At 71.7% G+C, this 16,907-nt stretch carries 15 protein-coding genes; 4 read left to right on the top strand and 11 right to left on the bottom strand.

The genetic code is table 11. The annotated features are described in order from the left end of the window. The coding region (locus tag BH719_RS09875) for a site-specific integrase (protein WP_009399712.1) at positions 1–235 on the bottom strand (235 nt) is incomplete at its 3' end. Positions 236–361: 126 nt separating this feature from the next. Between BH719_RS09875 and tkt the strand changes: the two genes are divergently transcribed. The 4 genes from tkt (at position 362) to pgl (ending at position 5,739) form a co-directional block, all read left to right on the top strand. Further along, positions 362–2,443 carry a transketolase gene (tkt, locus tag BH719_RS00265; RefSeq protein WP_034255093.1) on the top strand — a complete coding sequence of 694 codons (2,082 nt, stop codon included), beginning with the start codon at positions 362–364 and terminating at the stop codon, positions 2,441–2,443. A gap of 104 nt (positions 2,444–2,547) precedes the next feature. Further along, positions 2,548–4,074, top strand: coding sequence for a glucose-6-phosphate dehydrogenase (zwf, locus tag BH719_RS00260; RefSeq protein ID WP_009399710.1), 1,527 nt, complete (start codon positions 2,548–2,550; stop codon positions 4,072–4,074). Beyond that, the gene (locus tag BH719_RS00255; RefSeq protein WP_034255092.1) at positions 4,071–5,009 is read left to right on the top strand and encodes a glucose-6-phosphate dehydrogenase assembly protein OpcA; all 939 of its coding nucleotides are present in this window, start codon (positions 4,071–4,073) and stop codon (positions 5,007–5,009) included. The genes zwf and BH719_RS00255 overlap by 4 nt, the downstream gene beginning before the upstream one ends. A 1-nt stretch (position 5,010) precedes the next feature. After that, on the top strand, positions 5,011–5,739 hold the full coding sequence (gene pgl / locus BH719_RS00250; protein ID WP_009399708.1) for a 6-phosphogluconolactonase: 729 nt from the start codon (positions 5,011–5,013) through the stop codon (positions 5,737–5,739). A gap of 42 nt (positions 5,740–5,781) precedes the next feature. Here pgl and BH719_RS00245 read toward each other — a convergent pair whose 3' ends face one another. The 10 genes from BH719_RS00245 to uvrC form a co-directional block, all read right to left on the bottom strand. Beyond that, a complete protein-coding gene (locus BH719_RS00245) occupies positions 5,782–6,798 on the bottom strand; it encodes a YdcF family protein (protein WP_009399707.1) in 1,017 nt (338 codons plus the stop codon). An 81-nt stretch (positions 6,799–6,879) separates the two neighbouring features. Next, entirely contained in the window at positions 6,880–7,125 is a 246-nt protein-coding gene (gene secG, locus BH719_RS00240; protein WP_009399706.1) for a preprotein translocase subunit SecG, read from the bottom strand. 141 nt (positions 7,126–7,266) lie between these two features. Next, positions 7,267–8,043 carry a triose-phosphate isomerase gene (gene tpiA / locus BH719_RS00235; RefSeq protein ID WP_009399705.1) on the bottom strand — a complete coding sequence of 259 codons (777 nt, stop codon included), beginning with the start codon at positions 8,041–8,043 and terminating at the stop codon, positions 7,267–7,269. Between the two features lie 2 nt (positions 8,044–8,045). Further along, complete coding sequence (locus BH719_RS00230) at positions 8,046–9,236, bottom strand: phosphoglycerate kinase (protein WP_009399704.1); 1,191 nt, start codon at positions 9,234–9,236, stop codon at positions 8,046–8,048. Positions 9,237–9,344: 108 nt separating this feature from the next. Beyond that, positions 9,345–10,352, bottom strand: a complete 1,008-nt coding sequence (gene gap / locus BH719_RS00225) for a type I glyceraldehyde-3-phosphate dehydrogenase (protein WP_009399703.1) — start codon at positions 10,350–10,352, stop codon at positions 9,345–9,347. Positions 10,353–10,563: 211 nt separating this feature from the next. Then, positions 10,564–11,547, bottom strand: a complete 984-nt coding sequence (gene whiA, locus BH719_RS00220; protein WP_009399702.1) for a DNA-binding protein WhiA — start codon at positions 11,545–11,547, stop codon at positions 10,564–10,566. 37 nt (positions 11,548–11,584) lie between these two features. Continuing rightward, complete coding sequence (locus tag BH719_RS00215) at positions 11,585–12,589, bottom strand: gluconeogenesis factor YvcK family protein (RefSeq protein ID WP_009399701.1); 1,005 nt, start codon at positions 12,587–12,589, stop codon at positions 11,585–11,587. Further along, the gene (rapZ, locus tag BH719_RS00210; RefSeq protein WP_009399700.1) at positions 12,589–13,569 is read right to left on the bottom strand and encodes an RNase adapter RapZ; all 981 of its coding nucleotides are present in this window, start codon (positions 13,567–13,569) and stop codon (positions 12,589–12,591) included. The genes BH719_RS00215 and rapZ overlap by 1 nt, the downstream gene beginning before the upstream one ends. A 1-nt stretch (position 13,570) precedes the next feature. Further along, positions 13,571–14,827, bottom strand: a complete 1,257-nt coding sequence (purT, locus tag BH719_RS00205) for a formate-dependent phosphoribosylglycinamide formyltransferase (protein ID WP_009399699.1) — start codon at positions 14,825–14,827, stop codon at positions 13,571–13,573. Positions 14,828–14,840: 13 nt separating this feature from the next. After that, positions 14,841–16,877: an excinuclease ABC subunit UvrC gene (gene uvrC, locus BH719_RS00200; protein ID WP_009399698.1), complete on the bottom strand. Its 2,037-nt coding sequence runs from the start codon at positions 16,875–16,877 to the stop codon at positions 14,841–14,843. Between the last annotated feature and the right edge of the window lie 30 nt (positions 16,878–16,907).

The raw sequence follows: 16,907 nt of genomic DNA, 5'->3' as shown, positions 1-16,907 counted from the left end.
CCACCGAGGCGGGGGCGGCCGGGGCGCCCGTGAGCCCGCCCGACGCCAGCGACGCCAGGTGGGCCTCGATGTCCGCGGCGCGCACACCGGCGATGTCCGTGATCCCCCGGGCCCCCAGGTCGCGGGCGTAGCGGCGGATGTCGCGCCGGTAGTTCGACACCGTGTGCGCCGACGCCCCGCGCTCGACCCTCAGGTGGTCGAGCCAGTCGGAGGCGGTGTCCTCGATGGTGTCCACGGCCCCAGCGTATCCGCAAAAGTGCACGGCCGCCCGGACCGGTATGCGCCAGCGCACATAGCAGCTAGACTGTGAGGCGGAAAACTACCCGCCCCGAGGATGGGGCCTGTACGGCTGGAGGCCGACGTGACATTGAATTGGGACCACATCGACGACCGCGCGGTGAAGACGGCGAAGCTCCTCGCGGCGGACGCGGTCGAGCAGGCGGGCTCCGGGCACCCCGGGGCCGCGATCTCGCTGGCTCCCGCCGCCTACGTGCTCTACCACAAGCAGATGCGCTTCGATCCGTCCGATCCCCGCTGGCTCGGGAGGGACCGCTTCATCCTGTCGGCAGGGCACTCCTCGCTCACCCAGTACGTGCAGCTCTACCTGGCCGGGGCAGGCCTGGAACTGGACGACATCAAGGCGCTGCGCACCGCCGGGTCGCTCACGCCCGCCCACCCGGAGTTCGGGCACACCAAGGGCGTGGAGATCACGACCGGCCCGCTGGGCTCGGGCCTGGCCTCCGCTGTCGGCTTCGCCATGAACTCCCGCCGCGTCCACGGCCTCCTCGACCCCGCCACCCCCTTGGGCGAGTCCGTGTTCGACCACGACGTGTACGTCATCGCCGGCGACGGCTGCCTGCAGGAGGGCGTGTCCGCCGAGGCGTCCTCCCTGGCCGGCACCCAGAAGCTGGGCAACCTCACCGTCTTGTGGGACGACAACCACATCTCCATCGAGGACAACACCTCCATCGCCTTCTCCGAGGACGTCCTGGCGCGCTACGAGGCCTACGGCTGGCACGTGCAGCGCGTGGAGTGGCTGAGCGCGGACGGCTCCTACAGCGAGGACGTGGAGGCCCTGTCGGCCGCCATCGACGCCGCCAGGGCCGTCACCGACAAGCCGTCGATCATCGCGGTGCGCACCATCATCGGCTGGCCCACCCCCGGCAAGCAGAACACCGGAGGCATCCACGGGGCGAAGCTGGGCGCCGAGGCCCTGTCCGGCCTGAAGGAGGCCCTGGGGGCCGACCCGGACGCCATGTTCGCCGTCGACGACGAGGCGGTCGCCGCCGTGCGGGCCCGCGCCGCCGAGCGCGCCGCCGCGTTCCGCCGCGACTGGGACGAGCGCTTCGAGGCGTGGAGGGCCGCCAACCCCGACGGCGCCGCCCTGCTGGACCGCCTCCAGGCGGGGAAGCTGCCCGAGGGCTGGGAGGCCGCGCTGCCGGTCTTCGAGGAGGGCAAGGCCGTGGCCACGCGCTCCGCGTCCGGCCAGGTGCTCTGCGCCATCGCCTCGGTGCTGCCCGAGCTGTGGGGCGGCTCGGCCGACCTGGCGGGCTCGAACAACACCCTCATGAAGGGCGAGCCGTCCTTCCTGCCCGAGTCCGCCTCGTCGAAGGCGTTCAGCGGCAACGAGTTCGGGCGCAACCTGCACTTCGGCGTCCGCGAGTTCGCGATGGGCTGCATCATGAACGGCATCGCCGCGGACGGCGTCAACCGGCCCTACGGCGGCACGTTCTTCGTGTTCTCCGACTACATGCGCGGCGCCGTGCGCCTGGCCGCCCTGATGGATCTGCCCGTCACCTACGTGTGGACCCACGACTCCATCGGCGTGGGCGAGGACGGCCCCACCCACCAGCCGATCGAGCACCTCGCCGCCTACCGCGCCATCCCGAACCTGGCGGTCGTGCGCCCCGCCGACGCCGCGGAAACGGCCGCCGCGTGGAAGGCCGTGCTCGAGCAGTCCCACCCGGCGGCCCTGGTCCTGTCCCGCCAGAACCTGCCCAACCCCCGCCGCGGCGAGGGCGCCCTGGCGCCGGCCGACTCCCTGGCGCGCGGCGCCTACGTGCTGGCCGACACCGAGGGGACCCCCGACGTGGTCCTCCTGGCCTCGGGCTCCGAGGTGCCCGTCGCCCTGGAGGCGCGCGGACTCCTGGCCGCCGAGGGCATCGCCGCCCGCGTCGTGTCGGTGCCCTGCCTGGACTGGTTCGAGGCCCAGGACGAGGAGTACCAGCGCTCCGTCCTGCCCCCCGCCGTGAGGGCCCGCGTCTCCGTCGAGGCCGGGATCGCGCTGCCCTGGTACCGCTGGCTGGGCGACGCGGGTGTGCCCGTTTCCATCGAGCACTTCGGTGCGTCCGCCAGTGGCGCGCTCCTGTTCAAGGAGTACGGTATTGATGCGGACCACGTGGCGGCCGCGGCCAGGAAGTCCCTGGAGCGCGCCCGCGCGTAGCGCTGCAAGCCCCGCGGGGGCCGTGGAGTCCGCGCTCCACGGCCCCCGCGCATCCGGTCCGGGCGCGCCCCGCCGGTGCCGCACAGGACGATGGGAGGACCCCTATGGAGCGACGAGCCCCGACACTGCACGACCCGGCGGACCGCCGGCTCCCCCGGATCTCGCCCCCGTGCGGCCTGGTGATCTTCGGGATCACGGGCGACCTGGCCCGCAAGAAGCTGCTGCCCGCGGTCTACGACCTGGCCAACAGGGGCCTGCTGCACCCTGCCTTCGCGCTCACGGGCTTCGCGCGCCGCGACTGGTCGGCCTCGGACTTCGAGGACTACGTGCGCGCCTCCATCGAGAAGCACGCGCGCACGGGCCTCAACGAGCGCACGTGGAGCCAGATGCGCTCCGGCCTGCGTTTCGTGTCGGGCACCTTCGACGACCCGGCCGCCTACCAGAAGCTCGCGGACACGGTCGCCGAGCTGGACCGGTCCCGCGGCACTGGAGGCAACCACGCCTTCTACCTGTCGATCCCGCCGTCCTGGTTCCCCGTCGTCGCCCAGCACTTGGCGGAGACGGGCCTCAACCGCCGCACGGACCGGGAGTGGCGGCGCGTCATCATCGAGAAGCCCTTCGGCCACGACCTGGCGTCGGCGCGCGAACTGTCGGGCGTGATCTCCCAGATCTTCGACGAGTCCGACGTCTTCCGCATCGACCACTACCTGGGCAAGGAGACCGTCCAGAACATCATGGCGATGCGTTTCGCGAACACGATGTTCGAGCCCCTGTGGAAGGCCAACTACGTGGACTCCGTGCAGATCACGATGGCGGAGGACATCGGCATCGGCACGCGGGCGGGCTACTACGACGGCATCGGGGCGGCCCGCGACGTCATCCAGAACCACCTGCTCCAGCTCATGGCCCTGACGGCCATGGAGGAGCCCGTGCGCTTCACGCCCGGGGAGATCAGGACGGAGAAGGAGAAGGTGCTCTCCGCGGTGCGCCTGCCCGAGGACCTGGCCGCCTCGACGGCGCGCGGCCAGTACGCCGCCGGGTGGCAGGGCGGGCAGCGGGTGCGCGGCTACCTGGAGGAGGACGGCATCCCCGCGGACTCGACGACTGAGACCTTCGCCGCCATCAAGCTGTTCGTGGACACGCGCCGGTGGGCGGGCGTCCCCTTCTACCTCAGGGCCGGCAAGCGCCTCGGCAAACGGGTGACCGAGATCGCCGTGGTCTTCAAGCGCTCCGCGCACGTGCCCTTCCCGACGACGGACCTGGCCGAGTCGGGGCAGAACGTCCTCGTGGTCCGCGTCCAGCCCGACGAGGGGCTCACGTTGAAGTTCGGCGCGAAGGTGCCCGGGGCCGAGATGCAGGTGCGCGACGTGACGATGGACTTCGCCTACGGCCACGCCTTCACCGAGGACTCCCCGGAGGCCTACGAGCGCCTCATCCTGGACGCGCTGGTCGGCTCCGCCCCGCTCTTCCCCCACCAGCGGGAGGTGGAGTGGTCGTGGCGGATCCTCGATCCCGTGCTGGACTACTGGGCGGGCCAGGGCCAGCCCGAGCAGTACGCGCCGGGCGCGTGGGGGCCGCCCAGCGCGCACCGGATGCTGGCCGACGACGGACGCATGTGGAGGCTGCCGTGATCATCACTTTGAAGAACACGACGTCGGCGCAGGTCGCCTCGCGGATCGTGGAGCTGCGCGAGGAGCGCGGATCGGCCGCGCTGGGCCGCGTCCTCACGCTGCTGATCTGCGTGCCCGACCTCATCGATGTCGACAACGCCATCGAGATATCCGACGCGGTCTCCCGGGAGCACCCGTGCCGGGTGATCGTCGTGGTCGACCCGCCCGCGACCGGATCCGAAGCGCTGCTCAACGCGCAGATCCGCGTGGGCGACTCCGCGGGCCTGTCCGACATCGTCATCCTGGAGCCGCGCGGCGAGGCCGCCACGAGCATCGACTCCCTGGTGATGCCACTGCTGCAGCCGGACACGCCCGTGGTCACCTACTGGCCGGTGGATCCTCCCGCCAACCCGGGCGAGCACCCCCTGGGGCGCATCGCGACCCGCAGGATCACGGACTCGCGCGCCACAGCGTGCCCGATGGCGGCCCTGCGCGCCCTGTCCGGCGTCTACACGCCGGGCGACACCGACCTGGGGTGGGCGGGCGTGACCCTGTGGAGGGCGCTGCTGGCCGCCATCGCGGAGGACTTCGACCGCCTGCCCGCCTCCGTTCTGGTGCGCGGCCACGCCACGCACCCCTCCAGCTACCTCGTGGCCGCGTGGCTGCACCACCAGTTGGGCGTCCCCGTGAGCCGCGAGACCGACCCGGAGGCGCAGACCGTGACACAGGTCAGTTTCCTCTTCGACGACGGCACCGAGGTGTCCCTGTCGAGGCCCGCGTCCTCGTCGGTGGCGCGCCTGGCGCGCCCCGGCCTCGACGACGCGCCCGCGAGCCTGCCGCGCCGCTCCGTGCAGGACTGCCTCATGGAGGAGCTGCGGCGCCTGGACCCGGACGCCTACTACGGGCGCCTGCTCACCCAGGAGGTCCCCCTCATCCCCTTGGGCGCGGAGCAGTGACATGAGGGAGGTCGCCGAACTGGTGGTCGCCCCGTCCGAGGCGGGCATCGCCTCCGTCCTGGGGCCCCGTTTCCTCGAGGACCTGTCCCGCCTGGTGCTCCGCGCCCCCGCCGGCCGCCGCGTCGACGTGGGCCTGTCGGGCGGGTTCGTCACGCAGCGCCTGCTGCCCGGCCTCGTCGGCCCCAGCGCGGTCGACTGGTCGCGGGTGCGCGTGTGGATGGTGGACGAGCGCTACGTCGCCGCGGGCGACCCCCTGCGCAACGACGACGAGGCGTGGACCGGTTTCCTCAGGCACTGCCCTGGGGTGGAGTTGGTGCGCATGCCGAGCGCGGACCAGTACGGGGCCGACGGCCTGGAGGAGGCGGCGGCGGCTTTCGCCCGCACGTGGGAGCGCCTCATGGGCGCGCGCTCCTTCGACACCGCGTTGATCGGGATGGGGCCCGACGGGCACATCTGCTCGCTCTTCCCCCACCACCGGGCACTGGACTCGCCCGGACCCGTTGTGCGCGTTCCCGATTCCCCCAAGCCCCCGCCGCAGCGCATCACCATCTCCATGGCCGTCATGCGCTCGTGCCGCAGTCTCTGGCTGGCGGCGCCGGGGGCGGCGAAGGCCGGGGCCATCGCCGCCGCCCTGGGGGGCGCCCCCGTTGAGGACTACCCGGTGGGCGCTGTCCTGTCCCCCACCGCGCGCGTGTACCTGGACGGGCCCGCCGCCCGCCTCGTGCGCTGAACCGCGCCCGGCGCGGGCGGACCCCTGAGTACGGGGGGGACCCTAGAACAGCCCCATCTCGTGCCCGAAGGCGATGAGGCCCCGGTGGATGACCGGGATCAGCATGAGGGCGGCGATGAGGGCGTAGGGCAACCAGTGCTTGCGGGTGAAGGCGATGAACTCGCGGATGAACGCGGTCGGGAAGTAGTAGAACGCGGTCTTCGCGCCCACGCCGTCGCCCCGGATGCCCGCCGCCCGCGCGTAAGTGGCTGTGCGGAAGACGTGGTAGTCGCTGGTCACCATCGCGCAGCGGTAGGGGAAGCCCCGCTGCCTCTCCTCGATGAGCTGCTTCGCGAACACCAGGTTCTCCATGGTGGTCGTTGAACGGTCCTCGTCGAGGATGGACTCCTCCCCCACCCCATTGGTCCTGAGGAACCGGTGCATGGCCTCCGCCTCGGACACCACCTCGTCGGGGCCCTGGCCCCCCGACGGCACCAGGACGGCCCTGCGGCCCTGCCGGTCCCACAGCCTGATCGCCGTTTCAATGCGCCCGCGCAGCAGCGGCGTCGGCTCCTCGCCGTTGAGCCCGGCGCCGTGGATGATGATGTAGTCGTAGACGCGCTTGCGCGGCAACAAGCGGTAGAAGGTCGAGTAGAGCAGCAGGGCCGTGAAGGACATGAAGAACCACGCGCCCCACGCGGTCAGCAGCATCGCGGCGCCGAGGACCCACTCGGGGGCGTGGAGGCCCACCGACAGAGGCAACGCCGCGAACCAGCCGGCCACGGCCACGCCGAAGAGCAGGGGGAGCAGCGTCGCCAGGCTCACGCCCTCGCGGCGCGCGACGACCCAGGCGTTCGCGAAGAGGAACGCGATGAACGCGAAGGGGCTGAACACGACGAGGAGCCCGATGGGCAGGATGACCCACATGTCCTGGGACATGACCGCCACCGTGAACAGCGCCGTGATCACGAGGAAGAGGAAGAAGAACGCGTTCCTGAACTGCCGGGGCTCCCTGTGGTAGGACCACAGGAAGACGACCGCCCAGAAGGCGGTGGGCACCCATGCTGCTATGGCGTCCATCGGGGGATCTCGCTCTCGTTAGTGGATGGAAAAACCGCCCTCGGGGGCGAGGGCGGCGCGGACCGGGACGGTCTCAATGGGTCATGCGGCGAACTTCGTGAGCAGGGCGTAGCCGATGATGCACACGACCCACACGAGCAGCACCCCCAGGGTGATGCGGTTGAGGTTGCGCTCGGCGACGCCCGAGGAGCCGGCGGTTGACGAGATGCCCCCGCCGAACATGTCGGAAAGGCCGCCGCCCTGCCCCTTGTGCATGAGGACGGTCAGGGTCAGCAGGGCGCTCGTGATGAAGATCATCACGATGAGGACGTTGTTGAGGATGCTCACTATGTTTCCGTTTTCTCGATGATCCGCTCGGCGGACTGCAGGAACCGGGCTTCAGTCTAGCGAAGAACGGCGCGGGGGCCAACCGGCGCACCGGAGGCCCCCGCGCCAGCGCGGCGGGGCCGACAGCGGGCCCCGCCCCGCTCAGGCGTAGAAGGTCGCCATCTGGGCGAAGGAGTCCGCCTTCAGGGACGCCCCGCCCACCAGGCCGCCGTCGATGTCGGGCTGGGCCATGAGCTCCTTGATGTTGCCCGGCTTGGCGGAGCCGCCGTAGAGGATGCGGGTGGCGTCGGCGACCGAGTCGCCGTAGTCCTCGCGCAGTGCGGCGCGGATCGCCCCGCACACCTCCTGGGCGTCCGCGGCGGAGGCTGTCTCACCGGTGCCGATGGCCCAGATGGGCTCGTAGGCGATGACTATCTTCGCCACGTCGGCGCCGTCCCAGCCCTTGAGGGCTGCGCGGATCTGGGCGAGCACGAAGTCGACGTAGGTGCCGGCCTTGCGGATTTCCAAGGCCTCGCCGCAGCACAGGATCGGGGTCATGCCCGCGTCGAAGGCCTTGCGCGCCTTCTGGCCGACCAGCTCGTCGGACTCCGAGTGGTACTCGCGCCGCTCGGAGTGGCCCGCCACCACGTAGGAGCAGCCCAGTTTGTTGAGCATCGCGGTGGAGATCTCGCCGGTGTAGGCGCCGTTGTCGTGCACAGAGACGTCCTGCGCGCCGTACTTGACGCCGAGCTTGTCGGCGTCGACCACGGTCTGGACCGTGCGCAGGTCCGTGAACGGCGGGATGACGACGACCTCGCACTTGGAGTAGTCGTGGTCGCGGTCGGACAGCTCCATCGCCAGGCCCTGGACGAGGTGGTTGGCCTCGAGGTGGTCGAGGTTCATCTTCCAGTTGCCCGCCATGAGGGGGGTGCGTGCCATTTTCAGTCCTCCAGAACTGCGATGCCGGGCAGGACCTTGCCCTCGAGGAGCTCGAGGGAGGCGCCGCCACCGGTGGAGATGTGGGAGAAGGTGGATTCGTCGAAGCCGAGCAGGCGCACGGCCGCGGCGGAGTCCCCGCCGCCGATGACGGAGAACATGGTGCCCTTCGACAGGGCCTCGGCGACGGCGCGGGTGCCGGCGGAGAACGCCTCGAACTCGAAGACGCCCATCGGGCCGTTCCACGCGACCGTCTTGGCGGCCGCCAGCTTGTCGGCGAAGAGCTTGCCGGACTCGGGGCCGATGTCCAGGCCCATCTGGTCGGCGGGGATCGCGTCGACGCCGACGACCGTCGCCGGGGAGTCGGCGGCGAACTCGGGGGCGACGACCACGTCGACGGGCAGCACCAGGTCCACGCCGCGCTCGGCGGCCTCGGCGATGTAGCCCTTGACGGTGTCGATCTGGTCCTCCTCCAGCAGGGACTTGCCCACGGAGTAGCCCTTGGCGGCCAGGAAGGTGAAGACCATGCCGCCGCCGATGAGCAGCAGGTCGGCCTTCTTCAGCAGGTTCGCGATGACGCCGAGCTTGTCGGAGACCTTGGAGCCGCCGAGCACGACGCCGTAGGGGCGCTCGGGGTCCTCGGTGACCTTGGACAGGGACTCGATCTCCTTGAGGACCAGCAGGCCCGCAGCGGAGGGCACCAGCTTGGCGATGTCGTAGACGGAGGCCTGCTTGCGGTGGACCACGCCGAACCCGTCGGAGACGAAGGCGTCGCCGAGCTTGGCGTACTCGCGGGCCAGCTCCTCGCGCTCGGCGTCGACCTTGGAGGTCTCGCGCGCGTCGAAGCGGACGTTCTCGAGCAGGGCGACCTCGCCCTCGCCCAGGGAGGCCACGGTCTGGCGCGCGGAGTCCCCGACGGTGTCCGAGGCCAGGGTGACCTTCAAGCCGGACAGCTCCGCGAGGCGGGCGGCGACGGGGGCCAGGGAGAACGCGGGGTCGACCTTGCCCTTGGGGCGGCCGAGGTGGGCCAGGACGACCACCTTCGCGCCGGCGTCGGCGAGGGTCTTCAGGGTGGGCAGCGCGGCGCGGATGCGGCCGTCGTCGGTGATGGCGCCGTCCTTGAGGGGGACGTTGAAGTCCGAGCGGACGAGGACCCGCTTGCCGCGCAGGTCGCCGAGGGTGTCGATGGTCCTCATGGAACCAGCCTTTCGTTGGGGTGTGGGTGGGGCGAGTGCGGAAGACGCCCGTGCGTCGCGTGCACGGGCGTCTTCCGTCAGCTCATCATGGGGCCGGGGCTGCCCGGATCAGGCGAGCTTGGAGCCGACCAGGGCGGTCAGGCGGACCAGGGCGTTGGAGTAGCCCCACTCGTTGTCGTACCAGGACAGGACCTTGACGAGGTTGCCGATGACCTTGGTCTCGGTGGCGTCGAAGATCGAGGTGTGGGGGTTGCCCTGGATGTCGGTGGACACGATCGGGTCCTCCGTGTACTCCAGGACGCCCTTGAGCTCGCCCTCGGCGGCGGCCTTGACGGCGGCCTTGACGGCCTCGACGGAGACCTCCTTCTCGGCGACGAAGGTGAGGTCGGTCAGGGAGCCGGTGGGGGTGGGCACGCGGACGGCGAGGCCGTCGAACTTGCCCTTGAGGGCCGGCAGGACCAGGGCCACGGCCTGGGCGGCGCCGGTCTTGGTGGGGATCATGTTGAGGGCGGCGGCGCGGGCGCGGCGCAGGTCCTTGTGGGGGGCGTCGAGGACGCGCTGGTCGCCCGTGTAGGAGTGGATGGTCGTCATGATGCCGCGCTCGATGCCGAAGCTCTCATGGAGGACCTTGGCCAGGGGGGCGAGGCAGTTGGTGGTGCACGACGCGTTGGACACGATGTTCATCGTGGCGTTGTCGTAGTCGCCCTCGTTGACGCCCATGACGAACGTGCCGTCGACGTTCTTCGCGGGAGCGGAGATGACGACCTTCTTGGCGCCGCCCTCGATGTGGGCCTTCGCCTTCTCGCCGTCGGTGAAGAGGCCGGTGGACTCGACGACGACGTCGACGCCGAGGTCGCCCCAGGGCAGGTCGGCGGGGTTGCGCTCGGCGAGCACCTTGATGTGCTTGCCGTCGACGATGATGCCATCGTCGTCGAAGGAGACCTCCCCGCCGAAGCGGCCCAGGATCGAGTCGTACTTCAGAAGGTGGGCAAGGGTCTTGTTGTCGGTCAGGTCGTTGACGGCGACGATCTCGAGGTCCGCACCCTGCTCGAGGAAGGCGCGGAAGAAGTTGCGGCCGATGCGGCCGAAGCCGTTGATGCCAACGCGGGTGGTCACTATGTTCCTCCTGCTCGTGCCCGGGCCGGGCACGGTTTCAGTTGCGACCGGGCCCGCCGGTTTGCAGGCCCGGCCCGCAGATCACTGCGGTTCCAGCACTGCTAATCTACACCCCGGTGAGGCCGGAAGCACATCCCATTTTGCGAATCGGCCCGTGGCGTAATTCTCGTTATCAGGGAACCAGCCGTTCCGCGGCGCCGATCGGGGGACTTCAGTCCTCCTCGAGCATCTCGAGGGTCAGCGCCGCCTCGGTGTCCGGGATGCCCCGCTCGTGCGCCGCCTTGTCCGCCATGGTGAGCAGGCGGCGGATGCGCCCCGCCACGGCGTCCTTGGTCAGCGGCGGGTCCGTGTGCTTGCCGAGCTCCTCCAGCGACGCCTGCTTGTACTCCAGGCGCAGCCGCCCCGCCTCGAGCAGGTGCTCGGGGATGTCGTCGCCGAGGATCTCGAAGGCGCGCTCCACGCGCGCGCCCGCCGCGACCGCCGCCCTGGCGGACCTGCGCAGGTTCGCGTCGTCGAAGTTCGCCAGGCGGTTGGCGCTGCCGCGCGCCTCGCGCCGCTCGCGCCTCTCCTGCCACACCCCGAAGGTCTCCTTCGCCCCCATCGCGCTGATGAGGGCGCCGATCGCCTCGGAGTCGCGCACGGACACGCGGTCGGCGCCGCGCACCTCCTTCGAGCGGGCGGAGGCCCCCAGCTTCCGGGCGCACCCCACCATGGCGAGCGCCGCCTCGGGCCCCGGGCAGGTGATCTCCAGGGACGAGGAGCGCCCCGGCTCCATGAGCGAGCCCCTCGCCAGGAAGGCGCCCCTCCACACGGCGGCCGCCTCGGCGCGCCCGGCCCCGACCAGGAAGGGCGGCAGGCCCCGCACCGGGCGCCGCATCGAGTCCACGAGCCCCGTCAGGCGCGCGAGGTCGTCCGCGCCGTGGACGACGCGCACGACGTAGCGCTTGCCGCGCCGCAGCGAGCCGCCGGAGACGACGACCACCGAGGACTGCGCGTTGTACAGGGCCTGCAGGAAGGCGCGCAGGCGCCTGGCGGCCACGGGGGAATCGAGTTCCGCCTCGATGAGGATCCGCCCGCCCACCAGGTGGAGGCCGCCCGCGAAGCGCAGCACGGAGCAGACCTCGGCCGCCATCTCGGACTGGGTGGCGACGCTGGTGCGGGCCAGCTCGTCCTTCATATCGGAAGTGAGAGACACGTTGTTCCTTCGGGTCACAGCAGGAGCGGGGGACGGCCTAGGGGAGCCACATCTCGGGCTGGCCGACCTCGCCCAGGAAGCCGTCGAATGCGTCGCGCAGCGCCGCCGCCAGGCGCAGCGGGTCGTGGTGGGGCGCCCCGTCCCCCGTGCGGACCTGGCGCAGGACGACGCGCGCGCCCAGGTCCTGGGCGGCCCTGATGAGGTCGTCGACGTCGTCGCAGGCGGTGGGGTCGGCGATCACGACGTCGAGTTTGAGGTCGGGGGCGTAGTCGCGGAGCACGCGCACGTGGTCCGCCGTGGACATGCGGTCGGTCTCGCCCCTCTGGCGCGCCAGGTTGAGCACGAGGGCGCGGTGGGCGTCGGTGGTGGCCAGGGCGCGGTGGACCCCGGGGACCAGCAGGTGCGGGATGACGGAGGTGTACCACGACCCCGGCCCCAGGACCACCCAGTCCGCCTCCGAGATCGCCTCGGTGACCGCGGCGGGCACGTCCGGGGCGGCCGGGGTGATGCGCACGTGCTCGACGGTGCCCGGCGCGATGGCGACCTTCGACTGCCCGGAGACGACGTAGCGGGTGCCGTCGTCGTCCATGTCGGCCTCGATGTCGATGGGGGTCGTGGACATCGGCAGCACGCGCCCCTGGGCGCCGAGCAGCCGGCCCACCCAGTCAAGGCCCTCGACAGGGTCGTCGAGGAGCTGCCACAGTCCCGAGATCAGCAGGTTGCCCAGCGCGTGGCCGTCCAGCGGGCCCGTGGTCCTCAGGCGCAGTTGCATGACGTCGCGCCACGTCAGGCCCCATTCGGACTCCTCGCACAGGCTCGCCAGGGCCATGCGCAGGTCGCCGGGGGGCAGGATCGGCATCTCCTTGCGGAGCCTGCCCGACGAGCCGCCGTCGTCGGCGACGGTGACGACCGCCGTCAGCTGGCGGGTGATGTGGCGCAGGGCGCGCAGCGTGGCGGACAGGCCGTGCCCGCCGCCGAGGGCGACGATCGACTGCCCGTTGTCGCCGCGCTGGACCCAGCCAGCGGCGTCGAGGTACGCCATTAGTCCCTCCCGATGTCTCGATGGCGCGCGCGCACGGTGTGCCCCCGCTCGCGCAGGCGCTGCGCGATGAGCTCGGCGCACGCGACGGAGCGGTGCTTGCCCCCGGTGCACCCGACGGCGATGGTGACGAAGGGCTTGAGCTCGACCAGGTACCCGTCGAGCATGGGGGCCAGGAGATCAGCGTAGCCGAGCGCGAAGTCGCGGGCGCCGGGTTGGTCGAGGACGTAGTCGGCGACGGCCTGGTCGCGCCCGGTCAGGTGGCGCAGCTCGTCCACCCAGTACGGGTTCTTCAAGAACCGCACGTCGACGACGTGGTCCGCGTCCAGGGGCAGTCCGTGCTTGAAGCCGAAGGACTCGACGGTGACCTGCAGGGGGCGGGCCGCCTCGCCCGCCACGTAGTCGCGGATGTGGCGCGTGAGGTCGTGGACGCTCATGCCGGAGGTGTCGATGACCTGGTCGGCCGTGGCGCGCAGGGGCGCCAGCAGCCTCTCCTCGGCGGCGATCCCGTCGATGAGGGTCCCACTGCCCTGCAGGGGGTGGGGCCGGCGGTTCGACTCGTAGCGCTTGACCAGGGCCTCGCGCGTGGCCTCCAGGAAGATCACGCGGTAGGCGATCCCCGAGGCCTTGAGCTGCTCGAGGGTGGTGGCCAGGGACGTGAAGAAGGTCCTCGAGCGCACGTCGACGCCGACGGCCAGGCGGTGGACGCCCGCGGTGGGGTCGTTCGACATCATCCCGACCAGGGCGGGCAGCATCGTGGGGGGCAGGTTGTCGACGACGTACCAGTCGAGGTCCTCCAGGGCGCGGGCGGCCCCGGTGCGGCCCGCTCCGGAGTAGCCGGTGATGATGAGGACCTCGTTGGTGGGCGCGGGTTCCCGCTTGGGCGCGGTCTCGTCGCGCAGGTCGATTCCACGGGGGAAGGTCGGCGGGTTCTCCGCCTCCCCCAGGTCGGTGGGCGATTGGGCCCGGTCACGCTCGCTCATGTTACAAGGATGCCATTTCCCGCCCGCGCGGGTCCCGTTGAAGCGAGGGGTAGTTCTCGATCCGGACGCCCGCGGCGGCTTTCCGCGCGGTGGCGCGGGCCTCGTCGACGGTGGCGCCGCGGACGGTGACGACCCCCACACGACGGCCGGCACGGGAGACGGGTTTGCCGAAGATCCTCACATCCGCGCCCAGGTCGAGGGCGTCGCCGACGCCGACGTAGCGGGGCGCGGGCGCGGGCGCGGTGGATTTGATGACGGCGGAGGCGCCGGGGCAGCGCAGGGAGGCGTCCACGGGCAGGCCCAGGATGGCGCGGGCGTGCAGGTCGAACTCGTTGAGGTCCTGGGTGGCCATGGTCACCATTCCCGTGTCGTGGGGGCGCGGGGACAGCTCGGAGAACCACACCCGGTCGCCGCGCACGAAGAACTCGGCGCCGAACAGGCCCAGGCCGGGGCCGGGGCCCGCTTCGGCCAGGGCGCCGGTCATGGCGGCGGCCATCCGCTGGGCGGAGGCCAGGGCCGCGGGGCTCATGTCCGCGGGCTGCCAGGACTCCACGTAGTCGCCGTCGCACTGGCGGTGCCCGATCGGCTCGCAGAAGCTGGTGCGCACGCGCCCTTCCCGGTGGCTCCACCAGCGCACGGTGAGCAGGGTGATCTCGTAGTCGAAGTCGATGCGCTCCTCGACGATGACGCGCCCGGTGGCCGCCCTGGCCCCGCGGGCGGCCGTGTCCCAGGCCCTCCGGGCGTCCGCGCGTGTGCGCACCAGGGTCTGGCCGTGCCCGGAGGAGGACATGGTGGGTTTGACGAAGACGGGCAGGCGCAGTTCGTCCAGGGCGGCGCGCAACTGGTCGGCGGAGGAGGCGAAGCGGTGGGCGCCGACGCGCACGTCGGGCAGGCAGTCGGCGAGGGCGCGGATGGCCTGGCGGTCCATGGTGGTGCGCACCGCGTGGGCGTTGGGGACCACGCGGGCGCGGCCGGCGTCCTCGGCGGCGAGGAGCAGCTCGGTGGCGATGGCCTCGACCTCGGGGACGATGAGGTCGACTTCGACGGCCTCGAGGACCTCCGCGAGCGCGCGGGGGTCGGTCATGTCGAAGATCCTGGCCTCGTCCGCGACTTGCATCGCGGGGGCGCCCACGTAGGAGTCGCAGGCGACGACGAGGCAGCCGAGCCTTTTGAGGGAGATCGTGAGCTCCTTGCCCAGTTCCCCCGCGCCGAGCAGCAGGACGCGCGCGGGGAGGGAGGAGGGTGCGTAGGCGATCATGGTCTCTCCGATTTCACGAGGCGGGCCCGGGCCCGGGGGTGTCCGCGGTCCCCGACTCGGACAGACTATCGCGTATGGCGGCGGCGAGCACGGGTCCGATCCCGCTGACTTGGGCGATCTGCTCGGCGCTGGCCGCGCGCAGGCGGCGCACGGATCCGAAGTGCTTGAGCAGGGCGGTCTGCCTGCTGGGGCCCAGGCCGGGGATCTTGTCGAGGGCGGAGCGGGTCTGGGCCTTCGAGCGGCGCTTGCGGTGCTTGGTGATGGCGAAGCGGTGCGACTCGTCGCGCAGGTGCTGGAGCATGTAGAGGGCGGGGGACGTCCTGGGCAGGATGATGGGGAACTCCTCGCCGGGCGCCCACACCTCCTCGAGGCGCTTGGCCAGTCCGATGACGGGGACGTCCGCGCCGACTCCGTCCAGGGCGGCGCGCGCGGCCGCTGCCTGGGCGGGGCCGCCGTCGACGACGACCAGGTCGGGGCGGTAGGAGAAGCGGCGGGGGCGCCCGGTGGCGTCGACGGGGCCGGACTCGAGGGGGACGCCCTCCTCGTCCTCCCCCTGTTCCCCCGATTCCTCGGCGAGCAGGCGCGAGAAGCGGCGGGTGAGGACCTCGTCCATGGCGGCCGTGTCGTCGGGGGCGCCGCCGCCATCGGCGCCGCGGATGTTGAAGCTGCGGTAGGCGTCCTTGCGGGGCGCGCCGTCCTCGAAGACGACCATCGAGGCGACTTGGAGCGTCCCCATCGTGTGGGACACGTCGTAGCACTCGATGCGCAGGGGGGCGCCGGGCAGGTCGAGTTGGGCGGCGAGCTCCTCGAGGGCCTGGGCGCGGGCGGTGATGTCTCCGGCGCGTTTGGAGTGGTGCAGGGCGAGGCCCTGCCGGGCGTTCTCCATGACGGTGCCCATCAGGTGGGCCTTCTCGCCGCGCTGGGGGACGCGCACGCGCACGCGGCCCCCGCGCAGTCCGGTGAGCCATTCCTCGATGGTGGCCCGGTCGGTGGGCGCGGTGGAGACGAGGACCTCGCGGGGGATCGCGGAGGTCGGGGTGTGGGCGACGTCGTCGACGCTGACGGCCTCGGCCTTCTGGGCGCGTTCGCCCGGGGCGGGGGGGTCGTCGGGCGTGGCCTGGGAGTAGACCTGTTCGAGGAGGCGGGCGATGAGCGCGGGCTCGTCGGCGTCGTCGGAGCGCTCGACGACCCATCCGCGGGTGCCGCGCACGCGCCCGCCGCGCACGTGGAAGACGTGGACGGCGGCGTCGAGCTCGTCGGTGGCCAGGGCGAAGACGTCGGCGTCGGTGCCGTCGGCCAGGACGACGGCGTTGCGCTCGAGGACGGCGCGCAGGGCGGCGACGTCGTCGCGCAGCCGGGCGGCGGTCTCGAAGTCGAGGGCGGCGGAGGCGCTGCGCATCTGCTGCTCGAGGTCGGCGATGACGGGCCCGGCGCGCCCCTGCATGAAGGAGCACAGCTCCAGGGCCATCGCGCGGTGGTCCTCCTCGCTGATCCTGCCCACGCAGGGGGCCGAGCACTTGTCGATGTAGCCCAGCAGGCAGGGGCGGCCCTGGGCCCTGGCGCGGCGGAACACGCCGGGCGAGCATGTGCGCACGGGGAAGACCCGCACCAGCTGGTCGATGGTCTCGCGGATGGACCATGCCTGGACGAAGGGCCCGAAGTAGCGGGCGCCGGGCTTGCGGGCGCCCCGGACCGCGTGGAGGCGGGGGTAGGCCTCCCCCATCGTCACCGCCAGGTAGGGGTAGGACTTGTCGTCCTTGAACATGACGTTGAAGCGGGGGTTGAACTCTTTGATCCACGTGAACTCGAGGGTGAGGGCCTCGACCTCGTTGCCCACCACGGTCCACTGCACGCGGGCGGCGGTGGTGACCATCTGCTGGGTGCGCGGGTGCAGGTTCGCCAGGTCCTGGAAGTAGTTGGCGAGGCGGTTGCGCAGGTTCTTGGCCTTGCCCACGTAGATGACGCGGCCGTTCGCGTCCGAGAAGCGGTAGACGCCGGGGGAGGTGGGGATGTCGCCCGCGGGCGGACGGTAGGTCGAGGGGTCTGCCACAGCCCCCAGACTAGAGGCGGGCGGGCGGCG

This window comes from Pauljensenia hongkongensis, from assembly GCF_001746855.1.
GTDB lineage: Bacteria > Actinomycetota > Actinomycetes > Actinomycetales > Actinomycetaceae > Pauljensenia > Pauljensenia hongkongensis.
This window is presented reverse-complemented; position numbering and strand designations above follow the sequence as displayed.

What these genes read in the sequence shown, in the direction of transcription:
- BH719_RS00230 (WP_009399704.1), bottom strand. Translation starts at nt 9,236, where the DNA reads ATGAGGACCATCGACACCCTCGGCGACCTGCGCGGCAAGCGGGTCCTC.
- tpiA (WP_009399705.1), bottom strand. Translation starts at nt 8,043, where the DNA reads ATGGCACGCACCCCCCTCATGGCGGGCAACTGGAAGATGAACCTCGAC.
- BH719_RS00245 (WP_009399707.1), bottom strand. Translation starts at nt 6,798, where the DNA reads ATGGACGCCATAGCAGCATGGGTGCCCACCGCCTTCTGGGCGGTCGTC.
- BH719_RS00215 (WP_009399701.1), bottom strand. Translation starts at nt 12,589, where the DNA reads ATGGCGTACCTCGACGCCGCTGGCTGGGTCCAGCGCGGCGACAACGGG.
- purT (WP_009399699.1), bottom strand. Translation starts at nt 14,827, where the DNA reads ATGATCGCCTACGCACCCTCCTCCCTCCCCGCGCGCGTCCTGCTGCTC.
- pgl (WP_009399708.1), top strand. Translation starts at nt 5,011, where the DNA reads ATGAGGGAGGTCGCCGAACTGGTGGTCGCCCCGTCCGAGGCGGGCATC.
- zwf (WP_009399710.1), top strand. Translation starts at nt 2,548, where the DNA reads ATGGAGCGACGAGCCCCGACACTGCACGACCCGGCGGACCGCCGGCTC.
- rapZ (WP_009399700.1), bottom strand. Translation starts at nt 13,569, where the DNA reads ATGAGCGAGCGTGACCGGGCCCAATCGCCCACCGACCTGGGGGAGGCG.